The organism is Variovorax sp. E3 (assembly GCF_016082275.1).
Classification (GTDB): domain Bacteria; phylum Pseudomonadota; class Gammaproteobacteria; order Burkholderiales; family Burkholderiaceae_C; genus Variovorax.
This window is the reverse complement of sequence record NZ_MOWM01000068.1, coordinates 1-22828: the sequence shown is the minus strand read 5'-3', so window position 1 is coordinate 22828 and position 22828 is coordinate 1. Positions and strand designations below refer to the sequence as shown.

General features: G+C 65.8%; 24 protein-coding genes. 14 read left to right on the top strand and 10 right to left on the bottom strand.

What is annotated here, in order from left to right; all coding sequences use genetic code 11:
• Nucleotides 1-2: 2 nt before the first annotated feature.
• The 5 genes from BMG07_RS22440 to BMG07_RS22420 all read right to left on the bottom strand — a co-directional run bounded on the left by BMG07_RS22440 (nt 3) and on the right by BMG07_RS22420 (nt 5683).
• Nucleotides 3-926 carry an ABC transporter permease gene (locus BMG07_RS22440; protein ID WP_374221311.1) on the bottom strand — a complete coding sequence of 308 codons (924 nt, stop codon included), beginning with the start codon at nt 924-926 and terminating at the stop codon, nt 3-5.
• Nucleotides 923-1900, bottom strand: coding sequence for an ABC transporter permease (locus tag BMG07_RS22435; RefSeq protein ID WP_198086394.1), 978 nt, complete (start codon nt 1898-1900; stop codon nt 923-925). Before BMG07_RS22435 ends, BMG07_RS22440 begins: the two co-directional genes overlap by 4 nt.
• Before the next feature lie 15 nt (nt 1901-1915).
• Complete coding sequence (locus BMG07_RS22430; protein WP_198086393.1) at nt 1916-3514, bottom strand: ABC transporter substrate-binding protein; 1599 nt, start codon at nt 3512-3514, stop codon at nt 1916-1918.
• 216 nt (nt 3515-3730) lie between these two features.
• Nucleotides 3731-5215: an FAD-binding oxidoreductase gene (locus tag BMG07_RS22425; RefSeq protein ID WP_198086392.1), complete on the bottom strand. Its 1485-nt coding sequence runs from the start codon at nt 5213-5215 to the stop codon at nt 3731-3733.
• Nucleotides 5216-5266: 51 nt separating this feature from the next.
• The gene (locus BMG07_RS22420; RefSeq protein WP_198086391.1) at nt 5267-5683 is read right to left on the bottom strand and encodes a nuclear transport factor 2 family protein; all 417 of its coding nucleotides are present in this window, start codon (nt 5681-5683) and stop codon (nt 5267-5269) included.
• 138 nt (nt 5684-5821) lie between these two features.
• Here BMG07_RS22420 and BMG07_RS22415 point away from each other — a divergent pair, with 138 nt between their 5' ends.
• From BMG07_RS22415 to BMG07_RS22400, 4 genes are all read left to right on the top strand, one after another.
• Nucleotides 5822-7357 (top strand): PLP-dependent aminotransferase family protein, encoded by a 1536-nt coding sequence (locus BMG07_RS22415; protein ID WP_198086390.1) that lies wholly within the window; start codon nt 5822-5824, stop codon nt 7355-7357.
• A 374-nt stretch (nt 7358-7731) separates the two neighbouring features.
• Nucleotides 7732-8742 carry a taurine ABC transporter substrate-binding protein gene (gene tauA / locus BMG07_RS22410; RefSeq protein WP_198086389.1) on the top strand — a complete coding sequence of 337 codons (1011 nt, stop codon included), beginning with the start codon at nt 7732-7734 and terminating at the stop codon, nt 8740-8742.
• Between the two features lie 29 nt (nt 8743-8771).
• Nucleotides 8772-9560, top strand: a complete 789-nt coding sequence (locus BMG07_RS22405; protein ID WP_198086388.1) for a taurine ABC transporter ATP-binding protein — start codon at nt 8772-8774, stop codon at nt 9558-9560.
• A 25-nt stretch (nt 9561-9585) separates the two neighbouring features.
• Nucleotides 9586-10449, top strand: a complete 864-nt coding sequence (locus BMG07_RS22400) for an ABC transporter permease subunit (protein WP_269759274.1) — start codon at nt 9586-9588, stop codon at nt 10447-10449.
• On the opposite strand, the gene BMG07_RS22395 is transcribed toward BMG07_RS22400, so the two are convergent.
• Nucleotides 10367-11374: a LysR family transcriptional regulator gene (locus BMG07_RS22395; protein ID WP_198086386.1), complete on the bottom strand. Its 1008-nt coding sequence runs from the start codon at nt 11372-11374 to the stop codon at nt 10367-10369. The two genes, BMG07_RS22400 and BMG07_RS22395, sit on opposite strands and share 83 nt — an antisense overlap.
• Before the next feature lie 349 nt (nt 11375-11723).
• Here BMG07_RS22395 and BMG07_RS22390 point away from each other — a divergent pair, with 349 nt between their 5' ends.
• Nucleotides 11724-12017 (top strand): hypothetical protein, encoded by a 294-nt coding sequence (locus BMG07_RS22390; RefSeq protein ID WP_198086385.1) that lies wholly within the window; start codon nt 11724-11726, stop codon nt 12015-12017.
• Between the two features lie 71 nt (nt 12018-12088).
• Here BMG07_RS22390 and BMG07_RS22385 read toward each other — a convergent pair whose 3' ends face one another.
• On the bottom strand, nt 12089-12619 hold the full coding sequence (locus BMG07_RS22385; RefSeq protein ID WP_198086384.1) for a hypothetical protein: 531 nt from the start codon (nt 12617-12619) through the stop codon (nt 12089-12091).
• A gap of 189 nt (nt 12620-12808) precedes the next feature.
• Here BMG07_RS22385 and BMG07_RS22380 point away from each other — a divergent pair, with 189 nt between their 5' ends.
• From BMG07_RS22380 to BMG07_RS22365, 4 genes are all read left to right on the top strand, one after another.
• Nucleotides 12809-12943: a hypothetical protein gene (locus BMG07_RS22380; protein WP_269759273.1), complete on the top strand. Its 135-nt coding sequence runs from the start codon at nt 12809-12811 to the stop codon at nt 12941-12943.
• Nucleotides 12944-13066: 123 nt separating this feature from the next.
• Nucleotides 13067-13534 carry a hypothetical protein gene (locus tag BMG07_RS22375; RefSeq protein WP_198086382.1) on the top strand — a complete coding sequence of 156 codons (468 nt, stop codon included), beginning with the start codon at nt 13067-13069 and terminating at the stop codon, nt 13532-13534.
• 171 nt (nt 13535-13705) lie between these two features.
• Nucleotides 13706-14785 (top strand): RHS repeat-associated core domain-containing protein, encoded by a 1080-nt coding sequence (locus BMG07_RS22370; RefSeq protein ID WP_198086381.1) that lies wholly within the window; start codon nt 13706-13708, stop codon nt 14783-14785.
• Between the two features lie 10 nt (nt 14786-14795).
• Nucleotides 14796-15059 carry a hypothetical protein gene (locus tag BMG07_RS22365; RefSeq protein WP_198086380.1) on the top strand — a complete coding sequence of 88 codons (264 nt, stop codon included), beginning with the start codon at nt 14796-14798 and terminating at the stop codon, nt 15057-15059.
• Between the two features lie 138 nt (nt 15060-15197).
• On the opposite strand, the gene BMG07_RS22360 is transcribed toward BMG07_RS22365, so the two are convergent.
• Together BMG07_RS22360 and BMG07_RS22355 are read right to left on the bottom strand one after the other, a co-directional pair.
• Entirely contained in the window at nt 15198-15392 is a 195-nt protein-coding gene (locus BMG07_RS22360) for a hypothetical protein (RefSeq protein WP_198086379.1), read from the bottom strand.
• Between the two features lie 13 nt (nt 15393-15405).
• The gene (locus BMG07_RS22355) at nt 15406-15915 is read right to left on the bottom strand and encodes a hypothetical protein (RefSeq protein WP_269759272.1); all 510 of its coding nucleotides are present in this window, start codon (nt 15913-15915) and stop codon (nt 15406-15408) included.
• A gap of 109 nt (nt 15916-16024) precedes the next feature.
• On the opposite strand from BMG07_RS22355, the gene BMG07_RS22350 reads away from it, so the two are divergent.
• The 5 genes from BMG07_RS22350 (at nt 16025) to BMG07_RS22330 (ending at nt 20806) form a co-directional block, all read left to right on the top strand.
• Entirely contained in the window at nt 16025-16900 is an 876-nt protein-coding gene (locus BMG07_RS22350) for a hypothetical protein (RefSeq protein WP_198086377.1), read from the top strand.
• A 174-nt stretch (nt 16901-17074) separates the two neighbouring features.
• Nucleotides 17075-18121 (top strand): cyclopropane-fatty-acyl-phospholipid synthase family protein, encoded by a 1047-nt coding sequence (locus BMG07_RS22345; RefSeq protein ID WP_198086376.1) that lies wholly within the window; start codon nt 17075-17077, stop codon nt 18119-18121.
• A gap of 121 nt (nt 18122-18242) precedes the next feature.
• Nucleotides 18243-19052 (top strand): DUF1295 domain-containing protein, encoded by an 810-nt coding sequence (locus BMG07_RS22340; RefSeq protein ID WP_198086375.1) that lies wholly within the window; start codon nt 18243-18245, stop codon nt 19050-19052.
• A complete protein-coding gene (locus tag BMG07_RS22335; RefSeq protein ID WP_269759271.1) occupies nt 19049-19723 on the top strand; it encodes a DUF6134 family protein in 675 nt (224 codons plus the stop codon). The genes BMG07_RS22340 and BMG07_RS22335 overlap by 4 nt, the downstream gene beginning before the upstream one ends.
• Before the next feature lie 21 nt (nt 19724-19744).
• Nucleotides 19745-20806, top strand: a complete 1062-nt coding sequence (locus BMG07_RS22330; RefSeq protein WP_269759270.1) for an alpha/beta fold hydrolase — start codon at nt 19745-19747, stop codon at nt 20804-20806.
• A gap of 27 nt (nt 20807-20833) precedes the next feature.
• Here BMG07_RS22330 and BMG07_RS22325 read toward each other — a convergent pair.
• Nucleotides 20834-22828: autotransporter outer membrane beta-barrel domain-containing protein (locus BMG07_RS22325; protein ID WP_198086374.1), on the bottom strand; the 1995-nt coding region annotated here is incomplete at its 5' end.

Here is a 22828-nt window from a genome sequence, read left to right as displayed (position 1 = left end):
CATCAGCGTTCCCTCAGTTTGGGGTTGAGGGCATCGTTCAGACCGTCGCCGATGAGGCTGACGGCCAGCACGGTGATGAAGATGGCCGCGCCCGGAAACGCCACGGCCCACCAGCACGACAGCACGTACTGCCGGCTGGAGCCGATCATCAGCCCCCAGCTCATCTGGTTCGGGTCGCCCAGCCCCAGGAACGACAGCCCCGCCTCGAACAGGATGGCCGCGCCGATGGCCAGCGTGGCCGACACCACCAGCGGCGGCAGCGCGTTGGGAAGAATCACCTTCCAGATGATGCGTGCGTCGCTCGCGCCAATGGCGCGCTCGGCCCGCACGAACTCCAGGCCGCGGTACTTCATGAACTCGGCGCGCGTGAGCCGCGCGGTGCCGGTCCAGCTCACGATGCCGATGGCCAGCGTCACCGTCACCAGCGTGGGCGAGAACAGCGTGACCACCACCATCGCGAACAGCAGCGCCGGCAGCACCTGGAAGAACTCGGTGAGCTTCATCAGCGCGGCATCGACCTTGCCGCCGTAGTAGCCCGCCAGCGCGCCCAGCGTGATGCCGATCAGCACCGACAGCAGCGCCGCCACCGCGCCCACCAGCAGCGTGGCGCGCCCGCCGTAGATGAGCGCGGTGAGCACGTCGCGGCCCAGGTAGTCGCTGCCGAGCCAGGCGTCTTCGCTGAAGGGCGGCGTCAGCGGCGCGGCCTTGATCTCGAACGGGTCGGCCGGGTAGAGCCACGGGCCGGCAATGGCCACCACCAGCACCACCAGCAGCATCGCCATGCCGGCGATGGCGGCGGGGTTGCGCAGGAACATGCGCATCGCCTCCATGCCCGGGTGCTCGACGCGCACCGCTGGCTTGGGAACGGGTTTGGAGGAAGAAGCAGCAACAGAAGGCATCGTGATGACCTTGACGACATTAGTCATGAGGCCTTGATCCGTGGGTCGATGAAGCGATAGCACAGGTCGGTGAGCTGGTTCATCACCACCACCACGACCGACGAGAACAGCAGCACGCCGAGGATGGTCGGGTAGTCGCGCCGCAGCACCGACTCGAAGGCCAACCGGCCCAGGCCGGGCCAGTTGAACACCGTCTCCACCAGGATGGCGCCCGCCAGCACGTTGCCGAACTGCAGCCCCAGCACCGTGACCACCGGCAGCAGTGCATTGCGCAGTGCGTGCTTGTAGAGCACCACGCGGTCGGCCAGGCCCTTGGCGCGCGCGGTGCGAATGAAGTCCGAGCCCAGCACGTCGAGCATCGACGAGCGCGCGAGCCGGCTGTATTGCGCCAGGTACACCAGGCTCAGCGTGAGCGTGGGCAGCACCAGGTGCTGCGCCACGTCGAGCATGTCCGCGAGGCCGCCCGTGCCCGTCGAGTCGATGGCGCGCATGCCCGCGACCGGAAGAATCGGGAACACCGAGGCCAGCAGGATCACCAGCATGATCCCCAGCCAGAACACCGGCGCCGCGAAGCCCACCAGCGACAGCACGGTGATGAACTGCGACAGCCACCCGTTCGGCTTGCGCGAAGACAGCACGCCCAGCGCCGTGCCCGCGAAGAACGCCAGCAGCACCGAGCTGAGCACCAGCAGCAGCGTGGCCGGCAAGCGCTCGGCAATCATCTGCGTCACCGGCAGGTTGAAGAAGTACGAATAGCCCAGGTCGCCCCGCGCCACCTTGCCCAGGTACACGGCCAGTTGCACCGGCAGCGACTTGTCGAGCCCGTACTGCGTGCGCAGCTGCGCCATCAGCTCGGGCGACATGCCGCCGCTGGCGCCGGCAATGGTTTCCACCGGGTCGCCCGGCGCGGCGTGCACCAGCACGAAATTGAGCACCACCACCGCGAGCACCAGGCCCAGGGCCTGAAGCAGTCGCGAGGCGGCGTAGCGCAGCATGCCCATGATGACTCGCCCGCCCTACTTGAAGTACACCTCGTCCAGCGGCGACAGCGGCCCCCAGATGGTGGTCGGCACGTTGCCCACCTTCTTGCTGGCGACGGTGTGGTAGGGCACCTGGTTGATGAACTCGATCGGCAGCTCGTCGGTCACGATCTTCTGGAACGTGGCGTAGTAGGCCTTGCGCTGCGTGGCGTCGATCAGGCCGCCGGCGGTGTTCAGCAGCTCGTCGACCTTCGGGTTCGCGTACGACTGCGTGTTGGTCCAGACGATCGGCTTGATGTTGGTCGACAGGTAGGTGCGGTGCACGCCGATGATCGGGTCGCCCCAGTTGAACACCGCGTCCATCGACATGTCGAAGTCGTGCGAGGCCAGGCGCTTGGCCCAGGCCGGAAAGTCGGCCGAGGCGCGCACCTCCACCGTGATGCCCACCTTCTTGAGCTGGCCGCGGATGTACTCGGCCACGTTCTTCTGCTGGTCGTCGCCGCCCGGCAGGTAGTCGATGGTGAGCTTGAAGCGCTCGCCGCCCGCGCCGGCCTTGTAGCCCGCGGCGTCGAGCATCTCGCTGGCCTTCTTCAGGTCGAGCGGGTAGCGCACCAGGTCGGTCACGGCAAACGGGCTGCTGGCCACCAGCGGGCCGTCGGACACGGTGGCAAAGCCGCCCATCAGCGCCTTGGTGATGAAGTTCTTGTCGATGGACGTGGCGATGGCCTTGCGCACCTGCACGTCCGACAGCGGCTTCTTCGCGGTATTGAAGGCCAGCCAGTTGAGCGGGCCGATGCCGTCGTAGCCCTTGGACGTGAGCGAAACCTTGGGGTCGTTGGCCAGGCGCTTCAGGTCGGTGGGCAGCGTGACGAACGGCAGCATCTGCACGTCACCCTGGTCCAGGCCCAGCACCAGGCTGGCCAGGTCGGGCGTGACGCTGAAGATCACCTTGTCGAGGTAGGGCTTGCCGGACAGGAAGAACTTGTCGAAGCGCTCCAGCACGATGCGCTGCGAGGGCTTGAACTCGGTCACGCGGAACGGGCCCGAGCCGATCACGTCGGTGGTGTTGCGCGGGTGGTTCTTCAGGTCTTGCCCGTCGCCGTAGATGTGCTTGGGAAGAATCGGGCACAGCGCGGGCGACATCGCCAGCACGATGGCCGGGTGCGGCACGCTCATGCGGATGACGGCGGTGTAGGCATCGGGCGTGTCCACCTTCTCGACCGGGCCCATCATGGTGGTGAACGGGTGGTTGGCCTTGATGGCCAGGATGGAGAAGGCCACGTCGGCCGAGGTCACGGGCTTGCCGTCGTGGAACAGCGCGTCCTTGCGCAGCTTGAGCGTGAGCGACTTGCCGTCGTCCGCCAGCTTCCACGACTCGGCCAGGTAGGGCTGCGGGTTCCACTTGTCGTCGAAGCGCAGGGGGCTTGCGAAGATCTGCGTCGAGGGCATGGCCGTGGCAATGCCCGACTGCACCGCGCCGTTCAGGTGGCGCGGCGTCTGCGTGCTGCCGATGACCAGCGTGCCGCCGCGCTTGGGCTCATCGGCGGCAAGGCTCGGCAGCGGAAGCAGGGTGCCCGCGGCCGCGAAGGTGGCGGAGAGCAGGGTGGTGCGGCGCGTGAAAACGGGAAGCGACATGACAGGACCTCGGAGAGTTCGACACAGGCAATCGGATTCGGCCCGCCGTGAGGCGAAGACCTTGGTGTCGAAGATAGGCGCTCGCCGCATGCCGGCGAAGAGCCAACGCGGCGCGACTCGCAGGGCCAGAAGGGGCGGGTTTGCCCCGTTGTGCAACAGGGCAGTGCGCACCGTGCGCCACTTCGGTGAATGCGCACGCGCCCGCCGCACCGGCGGCTACTTCTCGTCGCGCAGCCAGTACCACTTGTAGAGCATGCGTTGGCCGATGCGCCGGAACGGCGCGAACGCACGCGACTCGACCACGCCCAGCACGTTGGGGAACGGCAGCGGCGAGCGGTAGATGGGCAGCTCGAACACGTCCTTGCCCGCGTCCTTGCCGGCCACGCGTTCGGCCAGCCGCTTGCCGGCCCAGGTGGAGAACGACACGCCGTTGCCACCGTAGCCCACCGCGTACCAGATCTTCTTGTCGGCATCGGGCTGCGTGATGCGCGGCATCATGTCGTGGCTCATGTCGACCCAGCCCCACCACGAATAGTCGATGCGAATGCCCGCCAGCGGCGGGAACTTGCGCGCGATGGCGTCGGTCAGCAGCTTCAGGTGCACCGGGTCTTCGGCGTCGGCGCCGGTCACCGCGCTGCGGCTGCCGATCTGCAGCCGGTTGCCCTTGAGCAGCCGGTAATAAAAGCGCAGCGTGCGCGTGTCGGTCAGGAAGGTCTGCGACCTGAAGTTGGTGGCCTGCAGCTCGGCCTCGGTGAGCGGGCGCGTGACCACCGAGTTCGACAGGATCGGCATGATCCGGTTCTTCAGCATCGGGTTCAGCGCCTGCCCCGTGTAGCCGCCTGTGCACACCGCCACGCGGCGCGCGCGCACCACGCCGGCGGGCGTCTGCAGATGGTGCACGCCGTCGATGGTGTGCCAGCCCTGCACCGGGCTCGAGGTGTGCACCGTCACGCCCAGCGCGCGGGCCCGCTGCATCAGCCCGAAGGTGAACTTCAGCGGGTGGATGCCGATGCCTTCGGCCTCGAACATCGCGCCCACGGTCTCGCGCTCGTCGCAGTAGTCGCGGCGCACTTCCTCGGCGCTCATCATGCGGGTGGCGTAGCCGAACTTCTCGCGCATCAGGCGCGCCTCGGCGTCCAGGATGGGCAGCTTCTCGGCGCGGTGCGCCAGGTAGAGGTGGCCGCCGTCGTAGGCGTCGCAGTCGATCTGCGTCGTGAGGTGGCGAAAGTTCTCGAAGCCGCCGCGAATCTCCGCGTCGAGCCGCTTGGCCGTGTCCAGGCCCCAGCGCGCGATCCACTGCGAGCGCTTGAGCCGGCCGCTCGCGTTCTGGCCCTGCCCGCCGCTGCGGCTGGAACAGCCCCACGCGGCCTGGTTGGCTTCGAGCACGGTGGCGCGAATGCCGTGCTCCTGCGCAAGGTAGAGCGCGGTCGACATGCCGGTGGCGCCCGAGCCGATGATGGCCACGTCGACATCGATGTCATGCACCAACGGGCCGTCGTCCTCGGGCGGCGTGCCCGCGCTCGCCACCCACCACGTGGGTGCGTAGGCGCGGCCGGCGCCGGGGTCGGGGGCGTGCAGCGGGTCGTACTGCGGGTCGTAGGGGCGAAAGGGCGATTGCGCCGGCTGCTCGAGCGCGGCGCCGTCGATGGCCGCGCTGGCGGAGGGCGTGGCAGTGAATGGCGCGGTGCCTGTCATGGTCATGAAGGGCTCCAGACGAAAGGAAGAGAGAAGGCCAAGCCTCCGGCGGCTGGCTTATTTCGCGGCGGGCAGGTTGGGGCGGGCCTTGCGGAACACGTTCTTCAGGTGGATCTTTCCGTCCTTGAAGGTGAACACGTCGATGCCGTCGGTCTCGATGCGGCTGCCGTCGGCGGCGGTGCCGGTGAAGGTCCACTGCGAGGTGCCGAAGTCGCCGTGCACGAAGTGCTGGCCGTTGACCCACTGCGCGTCGGGCACGGTGGCCCATGCGGCCGCGAAGGCCTTGCGCACCGCCTCGGTGCCGGTGTGGCGCGTGCCGCAGGCGTCGGGGCCAGCGGCGGTCTGGAAGATGCAGTCGGGTGTCATGAAACCCATCAGCGCATCGATGTCGTGGCGGTTCCAGGCGTCGCTGAACGCGGCGAGGGTGTCGGTGGTCACGGCGGAAGAAGAGAGAGAAGAGGGCTGTGCGGTCACGCGGGACTCCGGAAATTGATGCGGCAAGCGTAGGCAGCCGCTTGCCGGCGCGATAGGGCCAGTTGCCAGGATTCGACCGAGCCAGAACGTGGCCGCGCTGCCACGAATCGCGCCGCCTGCCCTAAACTGCGGCGCACCATGCCCAACCCGCGAGCCACCCAATGGGCGCAGCTCTTCGCGCTGCCCGACCAGCCGGCATTGCCCCTGCAGGCCCGCTTGCGCGCCGCCGTGGTGCAGGCCATTCTTGAAGAGCACCTGAGCCCTGGCGCGCCGCTGCCGTCGTCGCGCGAGCTGGCCGCGCTGCTGGGCCTGAGCCGCAACACCGTGACCTCGGCGTACCTGCAACTGATCGACGAAGGCTTTCTGGAAGCGCGTCCGCGCAGCGGCGTGTTCGTGGCGCGCAACGCACGGCCGGTGTCGGCCGCGCATGCCGAGCCGCTGGTGGGGCGCAGCGGGCAGGCCAGCCAGCCGCCCGACTGGCAGGGCCGCGTGCTGCGCTCGCTGGTCGACAAGCCCACGCTGTCGAAGCCCGACCGCTGGCGCGACTACCCGTACCCTTTCGTCTACGGCAATTACGACCCGCAGTTGTTTCCCACCGAAGACTTCCGCGAATGCTGCGCGCGCAGCCTGGCGCGCTCGCAGCTGCCGCACTGGACGCCGGACTTCGAGACCGACGACGTGCCCGACCTCATCGAGCAGATCCGCACGCGGCTGCTGCCCAAGCGCGGCGTGTTCGCGCTGAAGGAAGAGATCCTGGTGACCATGGGCGCGCAGCACGCCTACTACCTGCTGGCCGAGGCACTGTTCGACGAGCAGACGCGCGTGGGCCTCGAGGAGCCCGGCCATCCGCATGCGCGCAACAGCTTCTCGCTGCGGCAGCCGAAGTGGGTCGAGGTCGATGTCGACGAAGACGGGCTGGTGGTCGACGCGCTGCCCGCCGCCGACTACCTGTTCGTCACGCCATCGCACCAGAGCCCGACCACCGCGACGCTGAGCCTGGAGCGGCGGCAGTGGCTGCTGCGCAAGGCCGAGCTGCAGGACTTCGTGATCATCGAGGACGACTACGAGGCCGAGAACCTGTACGAAGGCACGCCGATGCCCGCGCTCAAGAGCCTGGACAAGACGGGGCGCGTGATCTACGTGGGCTCGGTGTCCAAGAGCCTGTCGCCCGCGCTGCGGCTGGGCTTCATCGTGGCGCCGCGCGCGCTCATCAAGGAGCTGCGCGTGATCCGGCATGCGATGGTGCGGCACCCGAGCGCGTTCCTGCAGCATGCGTATGCGCTGTTTCTTTCGCTGGGCCACCACGAGTCGCACGCGCGTCGCGTGAACCACGCCATGCAGGAGCGGCTTGCGCTGGCCGCGCAGGCGCTGCGGGACCATCTGCCTGACTTCGAGTTCCGGCTGCCTTCCGGGGGGGCGTCGATCTGGGTGCAGGCGCCGACGTGGGTGGACGCGACCGAGCTGGCCCTGATGGCGCGCAACCACGGCGTGCTGATCGAGGCGGGCGACGTGTTCTTCGCCAAGCCGCCGTACCCGTGCCCCTTCTTCCGGCTGCGGCTGTCGTCGATTGCGGCTTCGCAGATTCCGGCGGGGATCCGGGCCTTGGGGTTGGCGGTGGAAGAGTTGGCGCTGGCGCGTGGCGAGAAGAGGCCTGCCGGGGTGCGCACGCACTGAGTTTTGTTGTGTTCCGGGGCCGGGGTATCCGCCCGGCGGCGGACTCACTGTCTGCGTCCCTGCGCTTCGCTGCGGGCAACCTGCGGTGCTCGCCTTTCGCGGGGTCCCGCCCAAACTCGCTTCGCTCAGACAAGGGCGGGCCCTGATCCGCGAAACGCTGCGCTCCTCGGCGCAGCCAGAGGGGAGGGGGACGGCTCGGGCCATCGCTTCGCTGGGCCCTTGGTGCTCGGGGCTTGCACCTCGCGCGTGCGCGGCGCACCATAACGAGGGTAAGTCCCAATCCACTGGCTCTATGCCCATGGGGGCGCTGGTACTTCCTGGCTGGAGGGGATCGGTGCAAAGTCCGCTTCGATTCACCTTCAGGAGAAACCGAGATGACCTTGTCCCGACGTCTTTCCCTCCAGTGCGCAGCGGCCCTTGCGGCCGCGTTCACGCTCAGCGGCGCGGCCTTCGCGCAAACCAAGGAAGTCACCTTCGCGCACCAGGACATGCTGGTGCCGCTGCGGCTGGTGATGGAGTCCGGCGAGGTCGAGAAGGCCACGGGCTACAAGATCAACTGGCGCATGTTCTCGGGCGGCGGCGACGTGATCCGCGCGATGGCTTCAGGCGACGTGCAGATGGGTGAAACCGGCTCCAGCCCGCTCACCGCGGCCGCCAGCCAGGGGCAGGACATCAAGCTGTTCTGGATCTCGGCCGACATTGCCAACGCCGAGGCGCTGGTGGCGCGCAACGGCACCAACATCAACAGCATCAAGGACCTGGCCGGCAAGAAAGTGGCCACGCCCTTCGTGTCGACCGCGCACTACCAGCTCATGGCGGGCATGAAGATGGACGGCGTCGACGCCAAGAGCGTGAACGTGATGAACATGCGCCCGCCCGAGATCGCGGCGGCCTGGGAGCGCGGCGACATCGACGCGACCTTCATCTGGGACCCGGTGCTCTCGAAGATCAAGGCCAACGGCAAGACCATTGCCACGTCGGGCAGCATCGGCAAGCGCGGCGCGCCCACGTTCGAGGGCATCGTGGTCAACGCCAAGTGGGCGGCGGCCAACGAGCCCTTCATGGTCGCGTTCGTGAAGGCGCTGAACCGCGCCAACGAAGAATACAAGGCCACGGGCAAGAGCTGGACGCCCGACTCGCCCCAAACCAAGGCCATGGCCAAGTGGACCAAGGCCGACCCGAAGGACGTGGGCGCGGCGATGTCGCTCTACACCTTCCCGACCATGGCCGAGCAGGTGTCGCCGACATGGCTGGGCGGTGGCGCCGCGAAGGCCATGGCCAACACGGCGGCGTTCCTGAAGGAGCAGGGGCGCGTGCAGGAAGTGAAGCCCGACTACAGCGCGTTCGTCACCACCGCCTATGTCGACAAGGCGATGGGCAAGTAGCGCGCGGATCCACCTATCGGAAACCAGACATGCCCACGCTAGACATCCGGGACCTCACGGTCAACTACGCCGTCAAGGGCGGCACCTTGCAGGCGCTGGCCCCCGTCAACCTCACGATGCACGACGGAGACTTCGTCGTGGCGCTGGGCGCCTCGGGCTGCGGCAAGACCACGCTGCTCAACAGCATCGCGGGCTTTCTGCCGCCTTCGACCGGCGAGATCCTGCTCGACGGAAAGCCCGTGGTCGGCCCCGGTGCCGACCGCGGCGTGGTGTTCCAGAAGCACGCGCTCATGCCCTGGCTCAACGTGCGCGACAACGTGGCGCTGGGCCTGCGGCTGGGCGGCGTGGGCAAGGCCGAGCGCGACCGCATCGCCGAAGAAAAGCTCGGCCTCGTCGGCCTGCAGAAATACGCCGACCGCGCCGTGTATGAACTGTCGGGCGGCATGCAGCAGCGCGTGGGCATTGCGCGCGCGCTGGCCAGCGACCCCGCCGTGCTGCTGATGGACGAACCCATGGGCGCGCTCGACGCGTTCACGCGCGAACAGGTGCAGGAGATCTTGCTCAAGGCATGGTCCAAGTCGAACAAGATGGTGTTCTTCATCACCCATTCGGTCGAAGAGGCGCTGTTCCTGGCCACGCGGCTCATCGTGATGAGCCCGAGCCCGGGGCGCATTTCCCACGTGTACGACGACGTGCCGTTTTCTCGCCAGTACCTCTCGCACGGCGATTCACGCAAGGTGAAGTCGGAGCCCGAGTTCATCCGCATGCGCGAAGAAGTGCTGTCGATCATTCATCATCGCGAGGTTGCCCATGCCTGAGGTGTCGATCGCATCCCCCGTCGCCATGACGCCACCGCCTTCCAAGCCCGCCGCGCCGCCGGTCGTTGCACCTGCAGCAGCTACTGGCGCCAAGCTCAAGACCAGCGCCTTCAAGGTGCCGGGCGAAGGCTCCAGCGTGACCATCAGCATCGTCACCGTGGTGACGCTGGTGGCCCTGTGGTTCATCGTCACCAACATGGGCTGGGTCAAGCCGCTGTTCCTGCCCACGCCGCAGGCCGTGTTCCAGCAGTTCTACGAATACCTCACCGGGCAGGCCAACGACAAGCCGCTGTGGCAGCACTTTCTGGCGAGCATGTTCCGCGTGTTCTCGGCCTTCTTTCTAGCGTGTGCCACCGCCATTCCGGTGGGCATTGCCATGGGCATGAGCCGTTTCTGGCGCGGCATCTTCGACCCGCCGTTGGAGTTCTACCGGCCGCTGCCGCCGCTGGCGTACCTGCCGCTCATCATCATCTGGTTCGGCATCGACGAGCTGCCGAAGGTGCTGCTGATCTTCCTGAGCTGCTTCGCGCCGCTGGCGCTGGCCGCGCGCTCGGGCATGCGCAGTGCGTCGCAGGAGCAGATCAACGCCGCGTACTCGATGGGCGCAAGCTACATGCAGGTGATTCGCCACGTCATCCTGCCGTCGGCGCTGCCCGACATCCTGGTGGGCATGCGCATCGCCATCGGCTTCGGCTGGACCACGCTCGTGGCCGCCGAGATGGTCGCGGCCAACATGGGGCTGGGTCAGATGGTGCTGAACGCGTCGAACTTCTTGCGCACCGACATCGTCATCATGGGCATCATCGTCATCGGGGTGGTGGCTTACCTGTTCGACTTGCTGATGCGGTGGCTCGAGCGACGTCTGGTGCCCTGGAAAGGGCGCATGTAGGCAGCGCCACGGCCGGCTGCGGCAACACGGCCGGGCCTTCGGCCAGCGCGCCCTTCGACTGCTCGAGAAAGTCGAGCATCGCGCGCATTGCCGCGCTGTTGTGGCGGCGCTGCGAATACGCGGCGTAGAGCCAGTGCTCGTGCGGCATGTGCTCGCGCAGCACCGGCACCAGCGCGCCGCGCTCCAGGTGCGACTGCGCCAGCGGCTCCGGCACATAGGCCACGCCCACGCCGCGCAGCGCCAGTTCGATCAGCGCAATCGCGTCGTTGGCCTCCATGCGGCTGTGCACCGGCACGTCGTGCGCCTTGCCGTCGGTCTCGAAGGGCAGGTGCGTGGTCGGCATCGCCGAGTAGCTCAGCACGTCGTGCCGGCCCAGGTCTTCGGGCACTTGCGGAATGCCGCGTTGCGCCCAGTAAGAGGGAGCGGCGCACACCACCATGTCGAACTGCACCAGGCGCCGCACGATCAGGTTCATGTCGTCGATGCGCCCGCCCGTGAGGTGGATGTCGATGCCTTCCTCGATCAGGTCGAGGTCGTCGTTGGTGAACATCAAGCTCACGTACACGTCGGGGTAGGCCTTGATGAACTCCGCGATCACGTCCGACAGCCAGCCCGCGATGAGCCCGTGCGGCGCGCTCATGCGCAGCCGCCCGCGCGGGTGCGAGCCGTGGGCCTGCAGGTCGTTCAGCGTGTTCTCGGCCATCTCCACCAGCTCGGTGCTGCGCTCGAGCAGCACCTGGCCGGCGTCGGTCAGGCTCAGGGAGCGGGTGGAGCGGTTCAGCAGGCGCACGCCGCTGCGGGTTTCGAGCTCGGCCACATAGCGGCTGACCGTGGCTTTCGACATGCCCAGCGAAATCGCCGCGCGGGAGAAGCTGCGCCGGAACGCGACTTCACGGAAGGTTTTGATGAGATCGAGGCCGTCCATAAGTGGGCGGATTGTTCCAGCTTCGGGATTCGGGGTTTTTTGAGGGGGCATCGATGGCTTTTTCTCCTCGAGGCGCGGGGAAGCGCGTGGCTATACTGCGGCCGTCATGTCAAAAAAAGGCGTGATCGGGATTGGACTCCCGCTGAAATCACTGCGACGAAAGCCGCAGCTACCCGCAGGGTCTGCGGCTTTGTCGTTCGTGCCTCCGTTTTGGCGGCTCGATGGGCGGGCGCGAGCCCGGCCGGTTTCACGCAAGTGGTTTCCCGGTAGTCCAACCCGTCGAGCCGCCGCCTCCGCTTGGACTCGGGTGCGTCGGTTTATGCAAAACCGAAACCCTTGGAGGCCATTCATGGCTCATGTTCCCTCGCGTCCCGGATCTTCTGAAAATCTCAGTGCTGAGTCTCTGGCGCTGCAGGCTTGTGATGACGTCGACAGTCTTCGCGTGGTGCAGCGCGCTTACGCGTGCCTTGAGAAACTCATTGTTCCGCAGTGCGTGAAAGATTCGGAAGATGTGTACTCGAGTCGGACGGAGCTTGGTGCGCTGGTGGGGCTGGTCAATGATGAACTGGCGCGGCGTATCGAAGCGGCCGATAGCACCATTCAGTCGTTGCGTGTTGCCGTGGGCGAAAGTGGCGCGCAATGAACGGGACCACCAGGAACCACTGGCGCCCGCTGGGTGCTTGATCGTCGGCCTTGTACTCAGAAGCAGCCCACCTATTTGCGGGCAGTCTCTTCTGAGGCTTTCTTTTGTCCAGCACTTGTGGTCAATATTTCCTTCGAAAACGATGCAAGTCCTCGAGCGTCTAAGTCCGTGCACTCGACCCATCGATGAATTCCGTAGCCGTCGGACTCCTTGTGCAATGCTGCAGCGAATGCCGTCGCGGCGACCGCTCCGACCAATCCTAAGCTCGCTCCTACCGCATTCCCAACTGGCCCGCTCATGCGGTCTGGATTGGGAAGCGACGTCGAGGAATAGAAGAAGCGACGTTCTCCAGCTTTTAGCTCGACGGGCAGCATCACAAACCGCGAGTCGGAGGAATCGGCCTTGATGCCAGCGAGGCGATGCACGCCGGGCGAAAGTCGAAGCGCAATGTAGGTTTCGACTGGAAGTTTGGGAGCAGGTGCATCATCAACAACCGGAACAATCTCGGACTTGTCGTGAGGTGCTCGCAAAAGATAGACGACGGCCTCGGCGTCGGCAGGCTCCAGCCAAACAATGTCCTTCAGTGCAACTTGATGCTTCACAGGGTCTCTTGGTCCAGCACACCCTGCGATTGCTCCGGCTAGAAGCAGTAGATAAAAGATGCGACGCATGCCATTTCCCCATTCAGCAACGGACTTCTAAAACGCCCGAACAGATCGAATGTAAGCGCCAAATCCGAAGCGCAGAAATGCGCGTGATCGAACTAGTGGCTGATGGAAGACTGCCGAAGAGTGAACCTGAACGGCAACCCGCTGGTCACCGCTATCACCTGGACCCTGCTGGGTCAGCCCAGCGCATGGATCTGGGCCTTCGCGTCCCTGGCCATCGCGGCGGGCCGGCTCACCGCCACCGAGTTCAGCGGCTAGGTCCGCGATGCGGTCTGACGCATCGCGATGCCTGACGCAGGACATCTACTTGCTAAATATGGACCTATCGCCGCGCACTCTGATCAGATTTTGCAAGAAACTAAGGAGTTGGAAAGGTGAGAGATGCGTTATGCCAATGCTTGGGGTCGTAAAAAAGGATTGACCGTGAACGAAAAGTGCGATGCTTCCGATTGGAGTCTGACTCTTGGCGATCTACATGAAGCTTGGGCTCGAAAGACTTTGATGGATATTTCTAGAATCGATGCAATGTTGATTTTGAAAAACAACCCGACTACTTACACAGAGGCTGTGGCTTATGCGAAAGGTTCTTGTCTTTCTTTTCATTTGGAAAATATTTTGGATTTTCTATTGAGCAATGAAGGGGAGGATAACTTTGCAGCCGCTTATGCGTACATGAGTTTGGTTGGATCGACGCGTGGCAAAGCTTCGATGTCAAATGAGTTGCGAGAGAAAATTAAAGCGGGGGCGAAGAAAATAGCCGAAAGGCAGTTGTGCTATGGGGCGGATGTGGATTTGTACGGTGATTTCATGAAGATGTATTCCAATACCTTCGAAGGCGGCCCAGCCTAAAAATCTTGATGATGGTTTCAGTCGTTGCGCTTGTTGTCCGTTAAAGTAAAGGCGTCATATCGGTCGTGTTGACCGATTCAGTGGTGGACAAGTTGATTGAGTGGTGCACAACTAAAACAGACGGAGCCGCTGTATCCGCCGAGCCAGGGCAATGCGGCAAACCCGGGTTTCATGCAGAGCTTGATTGCGTTCTTTACGAAGCTGTGGAGTCCGTCGACCACCCAGGCCGAGCAGCTGGGCTATGCGTATGTGTACGACGAGCAGGGCACGCTGATTGCGGAGGTGGGCAGCGGTGGCACGGCCAGCGGGGGCCAGGCGCAGTACATCTATTTGCCCACGGCCAACGGGCCGATGCCGATTGCAGCGGTGATCGACGGCGCCACGTATGCGGTGCACAGCGATCACCTGAACACGCCGCGCAAGCTCACGAACGCAAGCGAGCAAGCAGTCTGGCAGTGGAGCTACAGCGCGTTTGGGGAAGACAAGCCGACGGTTGCAAAGAACCGGTTTGCGAATCTGGAGGTGACGCCGAATTCGGGCACGACGGGCATCTCGGAAGTGAAGTTCAACCTGAGGTATCCGGGGCAGTATGCGGATGAGGAGTCAGGGCTGTTCTACAACGGGTTCAGAACGTATGACCCGAGAGTTGGTCGATATACGCAGAGTGACCCCATCGGCCTTGATGGCGGCTGGAATCGGTTTTCGTATGTGGACGCTAACCCGATGAGCTTTGTTGATCCTGAGGGGTTGGCAGGCGGTCCTCCGCGCTCGACTCCGAGAGTGCCTCTTCCTGGGGGAGGAGCTGTGTCGAACGGGCTGTTATCCGGCATAGCAGAGGCGATGAGAGGCTCTCAAGCGGGTGCAGCAGGGGCGGGGGCAAGAGCACTGGCTGGTGCTGGATCTGGTAGAGGCACGATCAATCCACCTTTACCTGATTCGGCATATGTCTGTCGCGGGGGACTTTGCACCGCAGATCGATTTGCCGGTGGATCCGGAGTAACTATTGATTCGGCGGGAAAGATGTGCCGGGCAAGCGTAAATTCCGCAGCTGGCAAGTCCGTTCAAGAGCTCTCAACAGGGATTCCAAACCCCAAGATGGGCGTGACGACTGTCGGAGATGTTCGCCGATTGGGGGGCGATGTGGTGCCCGACCCAACCCCGAAAAATCCTGACCATTGCTTGATGTGTGGCATCACCCCAGCGCAGGCTGAAAGATTGTTTGCACCAGTAGTTCCGAATCCAAATCGATAGGCCTCCTCCAATGAAAAAAGATCTTCTCGACGAGCAACGAATTTCAGAAATTCAGGCGCGGGCGACTGCTGCTGCACCTGGACCATGGAAAGGAATGATCGAGGGCCGTGACCACTCAAGTGGGTCGAGTTGCATATCCAGGACAAGTGGTGGCATTGATCTTGACGGTGCGTCTGATGCCGACATCGATTTCATGGCCAACGCACGCCAAGACGTGCCATATCTCATTTCTGAGCTTCGCCGCCTTGCTGCGCTAATCGACTCTTCGTCTTAGGCGTAGCGCCATCAAACAGCGGCGCTCGATCTCCCGGGGGCGGCAACCCAGCCTTCCCCGCCGGGCCTTGCTCATCACCGACCGTACAGCTTCCGAACAATCGACGGTCCGAGTAGCCCTGTCAGGAACGGATGACGCTCACCGAATCAACGACGCCAGCAAATTGCCGCTGCCGATGATCCGCGACTGTGCATCCATCGTCTTGTTCGTCCTCGGGTCGTAGTACCCGACGATCCGTGAGCTTGCGTCTCTGCCTGTCTGCTTCCCTCTCGGATCGGTGTCGATGAAGCCGATGATGAGGGACAGACGGTCCCTCAGAATTTGCCGGTTCATTGGGACTCGTCGTTCAGTTCTGGAATTCCAGCCAGAAAATCTTGGCCTTCTTGTCGTGCCATTGAACGGTGTACTTCACCCGCTCTTGCCCGGCCACCGTCTTCAGCATCGCCACACAGGTGCGACGTTCCGCCTTCGAGTCGTAGTCGGACTCGGCCGGCCTCTCGAAGTCCCGGATATCGAACAACTGGGCGAGCGGGCTGGTCTTGATCACCTTCTTGGCCTTCTGCACGACCTCCGCTGCATCGCATGCGGGCAGCGCATTGGTGCGCAGGCCGACAAGGTAATCGATCCCGTGTGCTCCCGCAAGGACGACCGCGAACGCAGCGGCCGTGTAGACGAACTTCTTCTTGTCCATCGTGGCATCAATAACGAGTTCACGGCCGTTTACGCTTGGGCCGATGCTGGCTGGGTCTTTCGGGGATTCGGAGAGATCTTCACCGACAGCTAGTTTTTCTGCGGGGAATGCGTTCGATCTTCTCGAGGAGCGGTGCCGGGCGCGAACTCGAAAGCGTTGCGCCATGAGGTGACTTATTCCTCAATCGGAGCGAGTGATCTAAGTAGATCAATGAGATCTTCATAAAAATAAGAAGCCGCCATCCATTGGCGGTTTTTATTTAAAGGGAGAGATCTTGAAAAAAACAAATGTCAACAATGGGTCACGTTTGAAGCTGGCTGCCATTGCAATTGCGACCATGGCAATTTCCGCGTGTGGAGGCGGCAGTGGTGGCGGAGGAGGGTTTCCCGCATTTCCCGTTTCGTCTGCACCGACGCCCGCACCAGCAGAGCCGGCGGCGCCGGACAGTTCGGCGCCTTGCTTCAATGAAGCCGACTTTCGCGAAGGAACGCTCGTGGAGTTCGACGCAGTGAAACCAGGGGCGGATCCGGCCACGGCCTCCTTTCACAGAAAGAGCGTGACCGAAGGGCGGGAGGCGTTTGGCGGTGCAAATCCGATTGCCTTCAACGTCGACTCGAAAACCGTCGATCTGCCTCAGGTGGTGCTGACGACCGTCCAGAAGGAATACAAGGATCTTGTGGGCGGCAGCATCCTGCTCTACGGAAAGGCGACCATCTACAAAAGCAAGCTGGACCCGAAGTTTCTGGCTTCGCTTCCCGCAGGTTTTTCTGCGGAAGAGGTCACCACCGAATCTCAGGTCTTTGCGCCGCCTTTCGCGTTTCCGGTCGACATGAAGGCTGGGCAGGTCGTGAGCCAGCGAACCTCGATCGCGAAGACCACGGCCTCCCGCAGCGGGAGTAGCCCCACCACCTCCGTGCCCGCAAACGCCGAACTCACTTACCACGGGCGGGAGGCGTTGACTACGCCGCTTGGAACATTCAATACCTGCAGGCTCTCGCTGAAGATCACGGTTGGCTCTTCGGTGATCACGAAGGACACCACGAAGGAGTTCTGGCTGGCTGCCGACGGCCCCTATCGGGGTCAACTGCTCAAGGGAATCGAGCCGAAAGCGCCGTTGGTCGTGACGAAGATGACCTACTCGCCCAAGTAGTTGGTGGCGGTGGTCGGTTGCCGAAAAACGGGCTTCGGGGTCTGTTTTTTTGTTTCAGGTGCGCCCACCGTCGGCTTGAGCATGTCGCGCGCGATGACCTCATCCAAAATCGATCCTGCTGCGTACAGGCGCTGACGGCGCGCACCCCCGCGTGCCTTTCTCCAGGAGAACCCCATGCCGCAGGACATCGCATTCGCCATCCGCTGGGTCGAAAAGGGCCTGGTGCCCGACACCGTGGTGCGCCAGGGGATCCGCCGGCTGCTGAAAGACCGGCTCACGGAGCTGCAGGCCGGCAACGCCCTGGCCGTGGCCGATCTGACGCAAGACTTCGTCGCCCGCATGGGCGCCGCCAACCTGGCGCCCCTGCCCGAAAAAGCCAACGAGCAGCACTACGAAGTCCCCGCCGCCTTTTTCGGCGAAGTGCTGGGAAATCACCGCAAGTACAGCAGTTGCTACTGGCCCGAGGGCACGCGCACGCTGGAAGAGGCCGAGTCGGCCGCGCTGGCCGCCACGTGTGAACGCGCGGGCCTTGCCGACGGGCAAGACGTGCTGGAGCTGGGCTGCGGCTGGGGCTCGCTCACGCTCTGGATGGCCGAGCACTATCCGGGCAGCCGCATCACGGCGCTGTCCAACTCCAACTCCCAGCGCGAATACATCGAGGCCCAGGCGGTGCAACGCGGCCTGCGCAACGTGCGCGTGCTGACGCGCGACATCAACGTGTTCGACACCGACGAGCGCTTCGACCGCGTGGTGTCCGTCGAAATGTTCGAGCACCTGCGCAACTGGCCGCAGGCCTTTGCCAACGTGGCGCGCTGGCTGCAGCCGGGCGGGCGCTTCTTCATGCACGTGTTCGCGCACAAGGAGGCGCCGTACCCGTTCGAGGTGCGCGACCCGAGCGACTGGATGAGCAAGTACTTCTTCTCCGGCGGCATGATGCCCAGCGACGACCTGGCGCTGCACTGCCAGGACGACTTGCGCCTGCTGCGCCGCTGGCGCTGGGAAGGCAGCCACTACCAGCGCACGGCCGAGGCCTGGCTGCGCAACATGGACGAGCGCCGCGACACGCTGCGCCCGTTGTTCCAGGCCACCTACGGCGCCGAGGCCAACGTGTGGTGGACGCGCTGGCGGCTGTTCTTCATGTCGGTGGCGGAGCTGTTCGGTTTCGACCAGGGCCAGCGTTGGTGGGTGAGCCACTATCTCTTCGAGCGCCGCGCGTCATGAGGCTCGCCCCCAGGCTTCGCGCACTTCGTGTCGCTTCTCCTTCCCCCTACCGGGGGCAACACCAGTGGCCCGGCAAAGCCGGTTCCACGGTGTTCCACCGAATTGCAGGGGCGTTTTCAGCATGAGTGGGGTGCAGGTTGCGCTCGCGGGCCTGGCCCTGACGGCATCGCTGGCCTTCCTGACCTGGGTGGCCAGCCTCGTTCGCCATGACGCGAGCCTGATCGACCGCATGTGGCCGGTCTGCATCGTGGGCGCGGGGCTCGTCTATTTCGTGCTGCTGCCGGCGCAGACGCTGCGCGGGCTTTGCATGGCGGTGCTGGGCGCGGCGTGGGCGGTGCGGCTGTGCCTGTTCATCACCTGGCGCAACTGGGGCCACGGCGAAGACCGCCGCTACCAGGCGATTCGCGCGCGCAACCAGCCGAACTTCGGCTTCAAGAGCCTGTACCTGGTGTTCGCGCTGCAGGCGGTGCTGGCGTGGGTCGTCTCCGCGCCGTTCCTGCCCGGCATGACGGCGGTGCGGCCGTTGGGCGCGCTCGACGTGCTGGGCATCGGGCTGGCGCTGTTCGGCATCTTTTTCGAGGCGATCGGCGACGCGCAGATGGCGCGCTTCCGTGCCAATGCGGCCAGCAAGGGCCAGGTGATGGACCGCGGCCTGTGGCGCTACACGCGCCACCCCAACTACTTCGGCGAGGCCTGCGTCTGGTGGGGCCTGTGGCTGCTGGCCGTCGGCGGCGCGGGGTGGGGCGGGGCATGGAGCGTGGTGTCGCCGTTGCTCATGACCTGGCTGCTGCTGAAGGTCTCGGGTGTCAGCATGCTCGAAGGCGACATCGGCGAGCGCCGGCCGGCGTACCGTGACTACATCGCGCGCACCAACGCCTTCGTGCCGGGGCCCGTGCGCGGCAGCAGCAGCAACAACCACAAGGCGTCATGAGAACAGCAGCAAAGAAGAAGAAGCACTCCTGGGTCTTGATGCTGGCCGCGTGGGCCGCACTGTCGAGTGGGGCGGCTACTGCCTCGGCCGCCGGGCCCGCTGGCGGCGAATGGGACTTTCGGGTGCTGCTCGACGATTCGCCCATCGGCGAGCACCGCTTCGCGCTGGCCACCACGGGCAACGAGCGCAAGCTGGTGAGCGAGGCGCGCTTCGCGGTCAAGCTGCTGGGCGTGACGGTCTACCGCTACCAGCACACGGCCACCGAGATGTGGCACGGCGACTGCCTGCGCCGGCTCACGTCGAAGACCGACGACGACGGCACGCCCGAGAAGGTGAGCGCCGAACCCGTGGGCGACAACGCACTGGCCGTGGTCACGCCCAAGGGCAGGCAGTCGGTCGATGGCTGTGTCATGAGCTTCGCCTACTGGAACCCCGCCATTCGCACGCAAGACAAGCTGCTGAATGCGCAGAGCGGCAAGATCGAGCCGGTGCAGATCAGCAAGGCCGGCAGCGGCATGGTCGACGTGCGCGGCCAGCAGGTGGCGGCCACGCGCTGGCGCATCGCGACCGACGCGCAACCCATCGACGTCTGGTATTCGCAGCAGGGCGACTGGCTGGGGCTCGACTCCACGGTCAGCGGCAACCGCAAGCTCAGCTACCGGCTCAAATAGGGTGGCGGCGCGCCGCCGGCAATGGCACCATCCGTTGCAGTGAAGCCCTCGTTGAAACGGATGGTGATGCGCATCGCGGTGGCAGTGGCGGCATTCGTCGCCTTCATGGTCCTCATGGGCGTGGTCTTCGAGCAGGCCGGCCGCTATCGCGCCGTGCGCGAGTTTCCGCCGCCCGGGAAGATGGTCGACGTGGGTGGCGGGCGGCGCCTGCAGCTCGACTGCCGGGGCACCGGCTCGCCCACGGTCGTGTTCGAGGCGGGGCTGAGCCTCGACGGCTCGCTCGGCTGGGCGCCGGTGCAACCGCAAGTCGCGGCGCACACGCGGGCTTGCGCGTACAGCCGCGCGGGGGTGATGTGGAGCGACCCTTCCACCGCGCCCTACAGCGCGAAGCAGGTCGCGCAAGACCTGCACGCGGCGCTGGCGGCGGCGGGCGAGCACGGCCCGTTCGTGCTGGTCGGGCAGTCGATGGGCGGCCTCTACGCAATGAATTTCACGAAGCAGTTCGGCGCCGAAGTGGCGGGGCTGGTGCTGGTCGATCCCTCGCACCCCGACCAGGTCGCGCGCGTGGCCGCGTTCATGACCGAGACGCGCTCGCTTGCCTCGCGCATCGGCGTGGCGCTGGCGTGGTCGGGGCTGTTGCGTGCGGCGGTCTGGGCGCGGATGTCGCGCGCGCCGAACCAGACGGCGCACGACGCGCAGGCGGTTCGCGCGTTCGCACCGCTGTCGATGCGCACGCAGCTCGCGGAAAACGATGCAATGGACGCCCCCGGCGGCACGCTCGCCGAGACGCGCGACTTCACAAGCCTGGGCAATCGCCCGCTGGTGGTGCTGACGGCCATGGCGCCCTACACGGCGGCCGAATTGCGCGGCATGCAGATCACGCCGGAGCAAGGCCAGAAGGTGCAGGCCATCTGGGCGCAGCTGCACGCGGAAATGGCGACGTGGTCGTCGCGCAGCAAGCACGTGCTGGTGCCCGATGCGGGACACGACATCCAGTTCGACAACCCGCGTGCGGTGATCGACGCGGTGCTGTCCGTCGTCGAAACGGTCCGCGCGGACGCGGCCGGCGCGGCGCCGCACTGAACGAGCGGCCCGCGCGGCCGCCGTGCATCACCAGCGGATCTTCACCCCCACGGTGCCGTTCACGCCGCTCCTCGTGCGCGTATCGCCGCCCGAGGCCCACAGCTTGCCCACCTCCGCATAGAGGCTCGTGCTCGGCGTCAGCTGCAGCGTGGCGCCGACCGCCAGCTCGCTGCTGGTGCCGCCGGTGCGCGTGGCGATGTTGGTGGTGGCGGCCGGCCCGACGAAGCTGGCGACGTCGGTGCCGCTGCCGCTGCGGTAGACGTTGAAGCGCACATAGGGCTGCAGCGCGCCGGCGCTGGTGGCGATCTCGCCCTTCACGCGCACGCCCGCGCGCACCAGCCAGCCGTTGTGGTTGTTCTGCTGCACCAGCGCGCCGACGATGCCGCTGTCGTCCAGGCGGATGCGCTGATGCACCAGCTGCAACTGCGGCTCGATGGTCCAGTTGGAGCCCAGCGGAAATGCCTGCCCGACCTCGATCGACGCAAGCAGGCTGCTGCCCTTGCCCGCGCTCGAGAAGCCCAGCGCGGGCGACGCGGTGTAGCGGTGGCGCCCGGCCTGCAGCACGCCGTCCACGTACAGGCCGCTGTCGTTCTTCCAGGTGGCGTAGGCGCCCAGGTACTGGCTGCGCAGGTTGTTGGTGCCGGCCGCGTAGTTCTGCAGGCCGCCGACGAAGCCGTTCACGCGCATGTCGCCGTCGAGTTGGCCGACGTAGATGCCGGTGCGCCAGTGGGCGTCGGCCCACAGGTCGGTGCCGGCCTGGAAGCCCATGAGCCGCCCCGAGCTGGTGGGGCTGACCGTGCCGCCCTGGCCGATGGTGCGGTCGGCGCTGATGATGCGCGCCCAGGCCTGGCGGTAGCCCAGCTCCGGCGGCGCGCCGGCCGGGCCGTCGTCGCCCACGCGCTGGTGCAGGTTGCCCAGCATGATCAGGTTGGACTGGCGCAGTTGCTCGGGCAGCGCCGCGTACAGCGGCACTTCGGCGCGGTAGGTCGGCACGAGCACGCCGCCGCTGCCAGTGCCGCCGCCACCGCTGCCACCGGCCGCGGCACCGCCGCCGCCGACGACGGCGCCGGTGGCCGGATCGACCGTGACGGTGGAGCGCAGGTACCAGTTGTTGCCCGCGCCGCTGGCGTCGGCCGCGTACAGCCGGTACTGGTAGGCGCCGGCATCCACGTGGCCGCCCGCCAGGCTGAAGGCGCTCTTGGTGGTCTGCGCGGTGGTGGTCGCGCCGTTCAGCGCGCTGATGACCTCGATGCCGTTGCCGCTGGTCAGCGCGCCCAGCCCGCCCAGGTTGGTGATCTGCACGTTGGTCGTGCCGCTGGCGATGGCCGTGTTGCCGCTCAGGATCAGCCGGTCGCTCGCGCTGGCGCTGTTGCCCAGCGCGGTACCCAGGCGCAGCGTGCCGCCGTTGCCCACCCACGGCCCGTTGACCGTGAGCGTGGTGCCCGGCGCGCTGCCCACCAGCGAGACCGTGCCGCTGTTGGTGAGCGAGGCCACCGTCTGGCTGCGGCCCGCCAGGTCCAGCGTGGCGCCCGAGGCCACGTTGAAGGCGCTGGCGCTGCTGAAGGTGTTGGCCGCGCCCGCGGCCAGCGTGCCGGCCGCGACGTTGGTGCCGCCGGTGTAGGTGTTGGCGCCGCTCAGCGTCAGCGTGCCCGCGCCGCTCTTCACCAGGTCGCTGCCGCCCGAGATGGGGCCCGACCAGCCCAGGTTGTGGCCGTTGGTGTCGATGGTGCCCGTGCCGCCCAGCAGCAGGGCGCTGCCCACGCTCAGGCCGTCGGCGCCCGCGATCACGCTGGCGGTGGCGCCGCTGTCGATGGCAATGGCGCCCGACAGCGACATGCCCGTGTTCAAGGTCAGGCTGTTGGCGCCGCCGGTGAACTCGACCGCCGCAGCGCGCGTCACGCCGTCGCCGCCCAGCCCGCCCGCGATGCTGCCGCTGTTGGTGATGGCCATGTTGGCGCCCAGCACACCCACGCCGCCCGCGCCGTTGCCGCCGTTCGCGCCGCCGTTGCTGTTGGCCCCGCC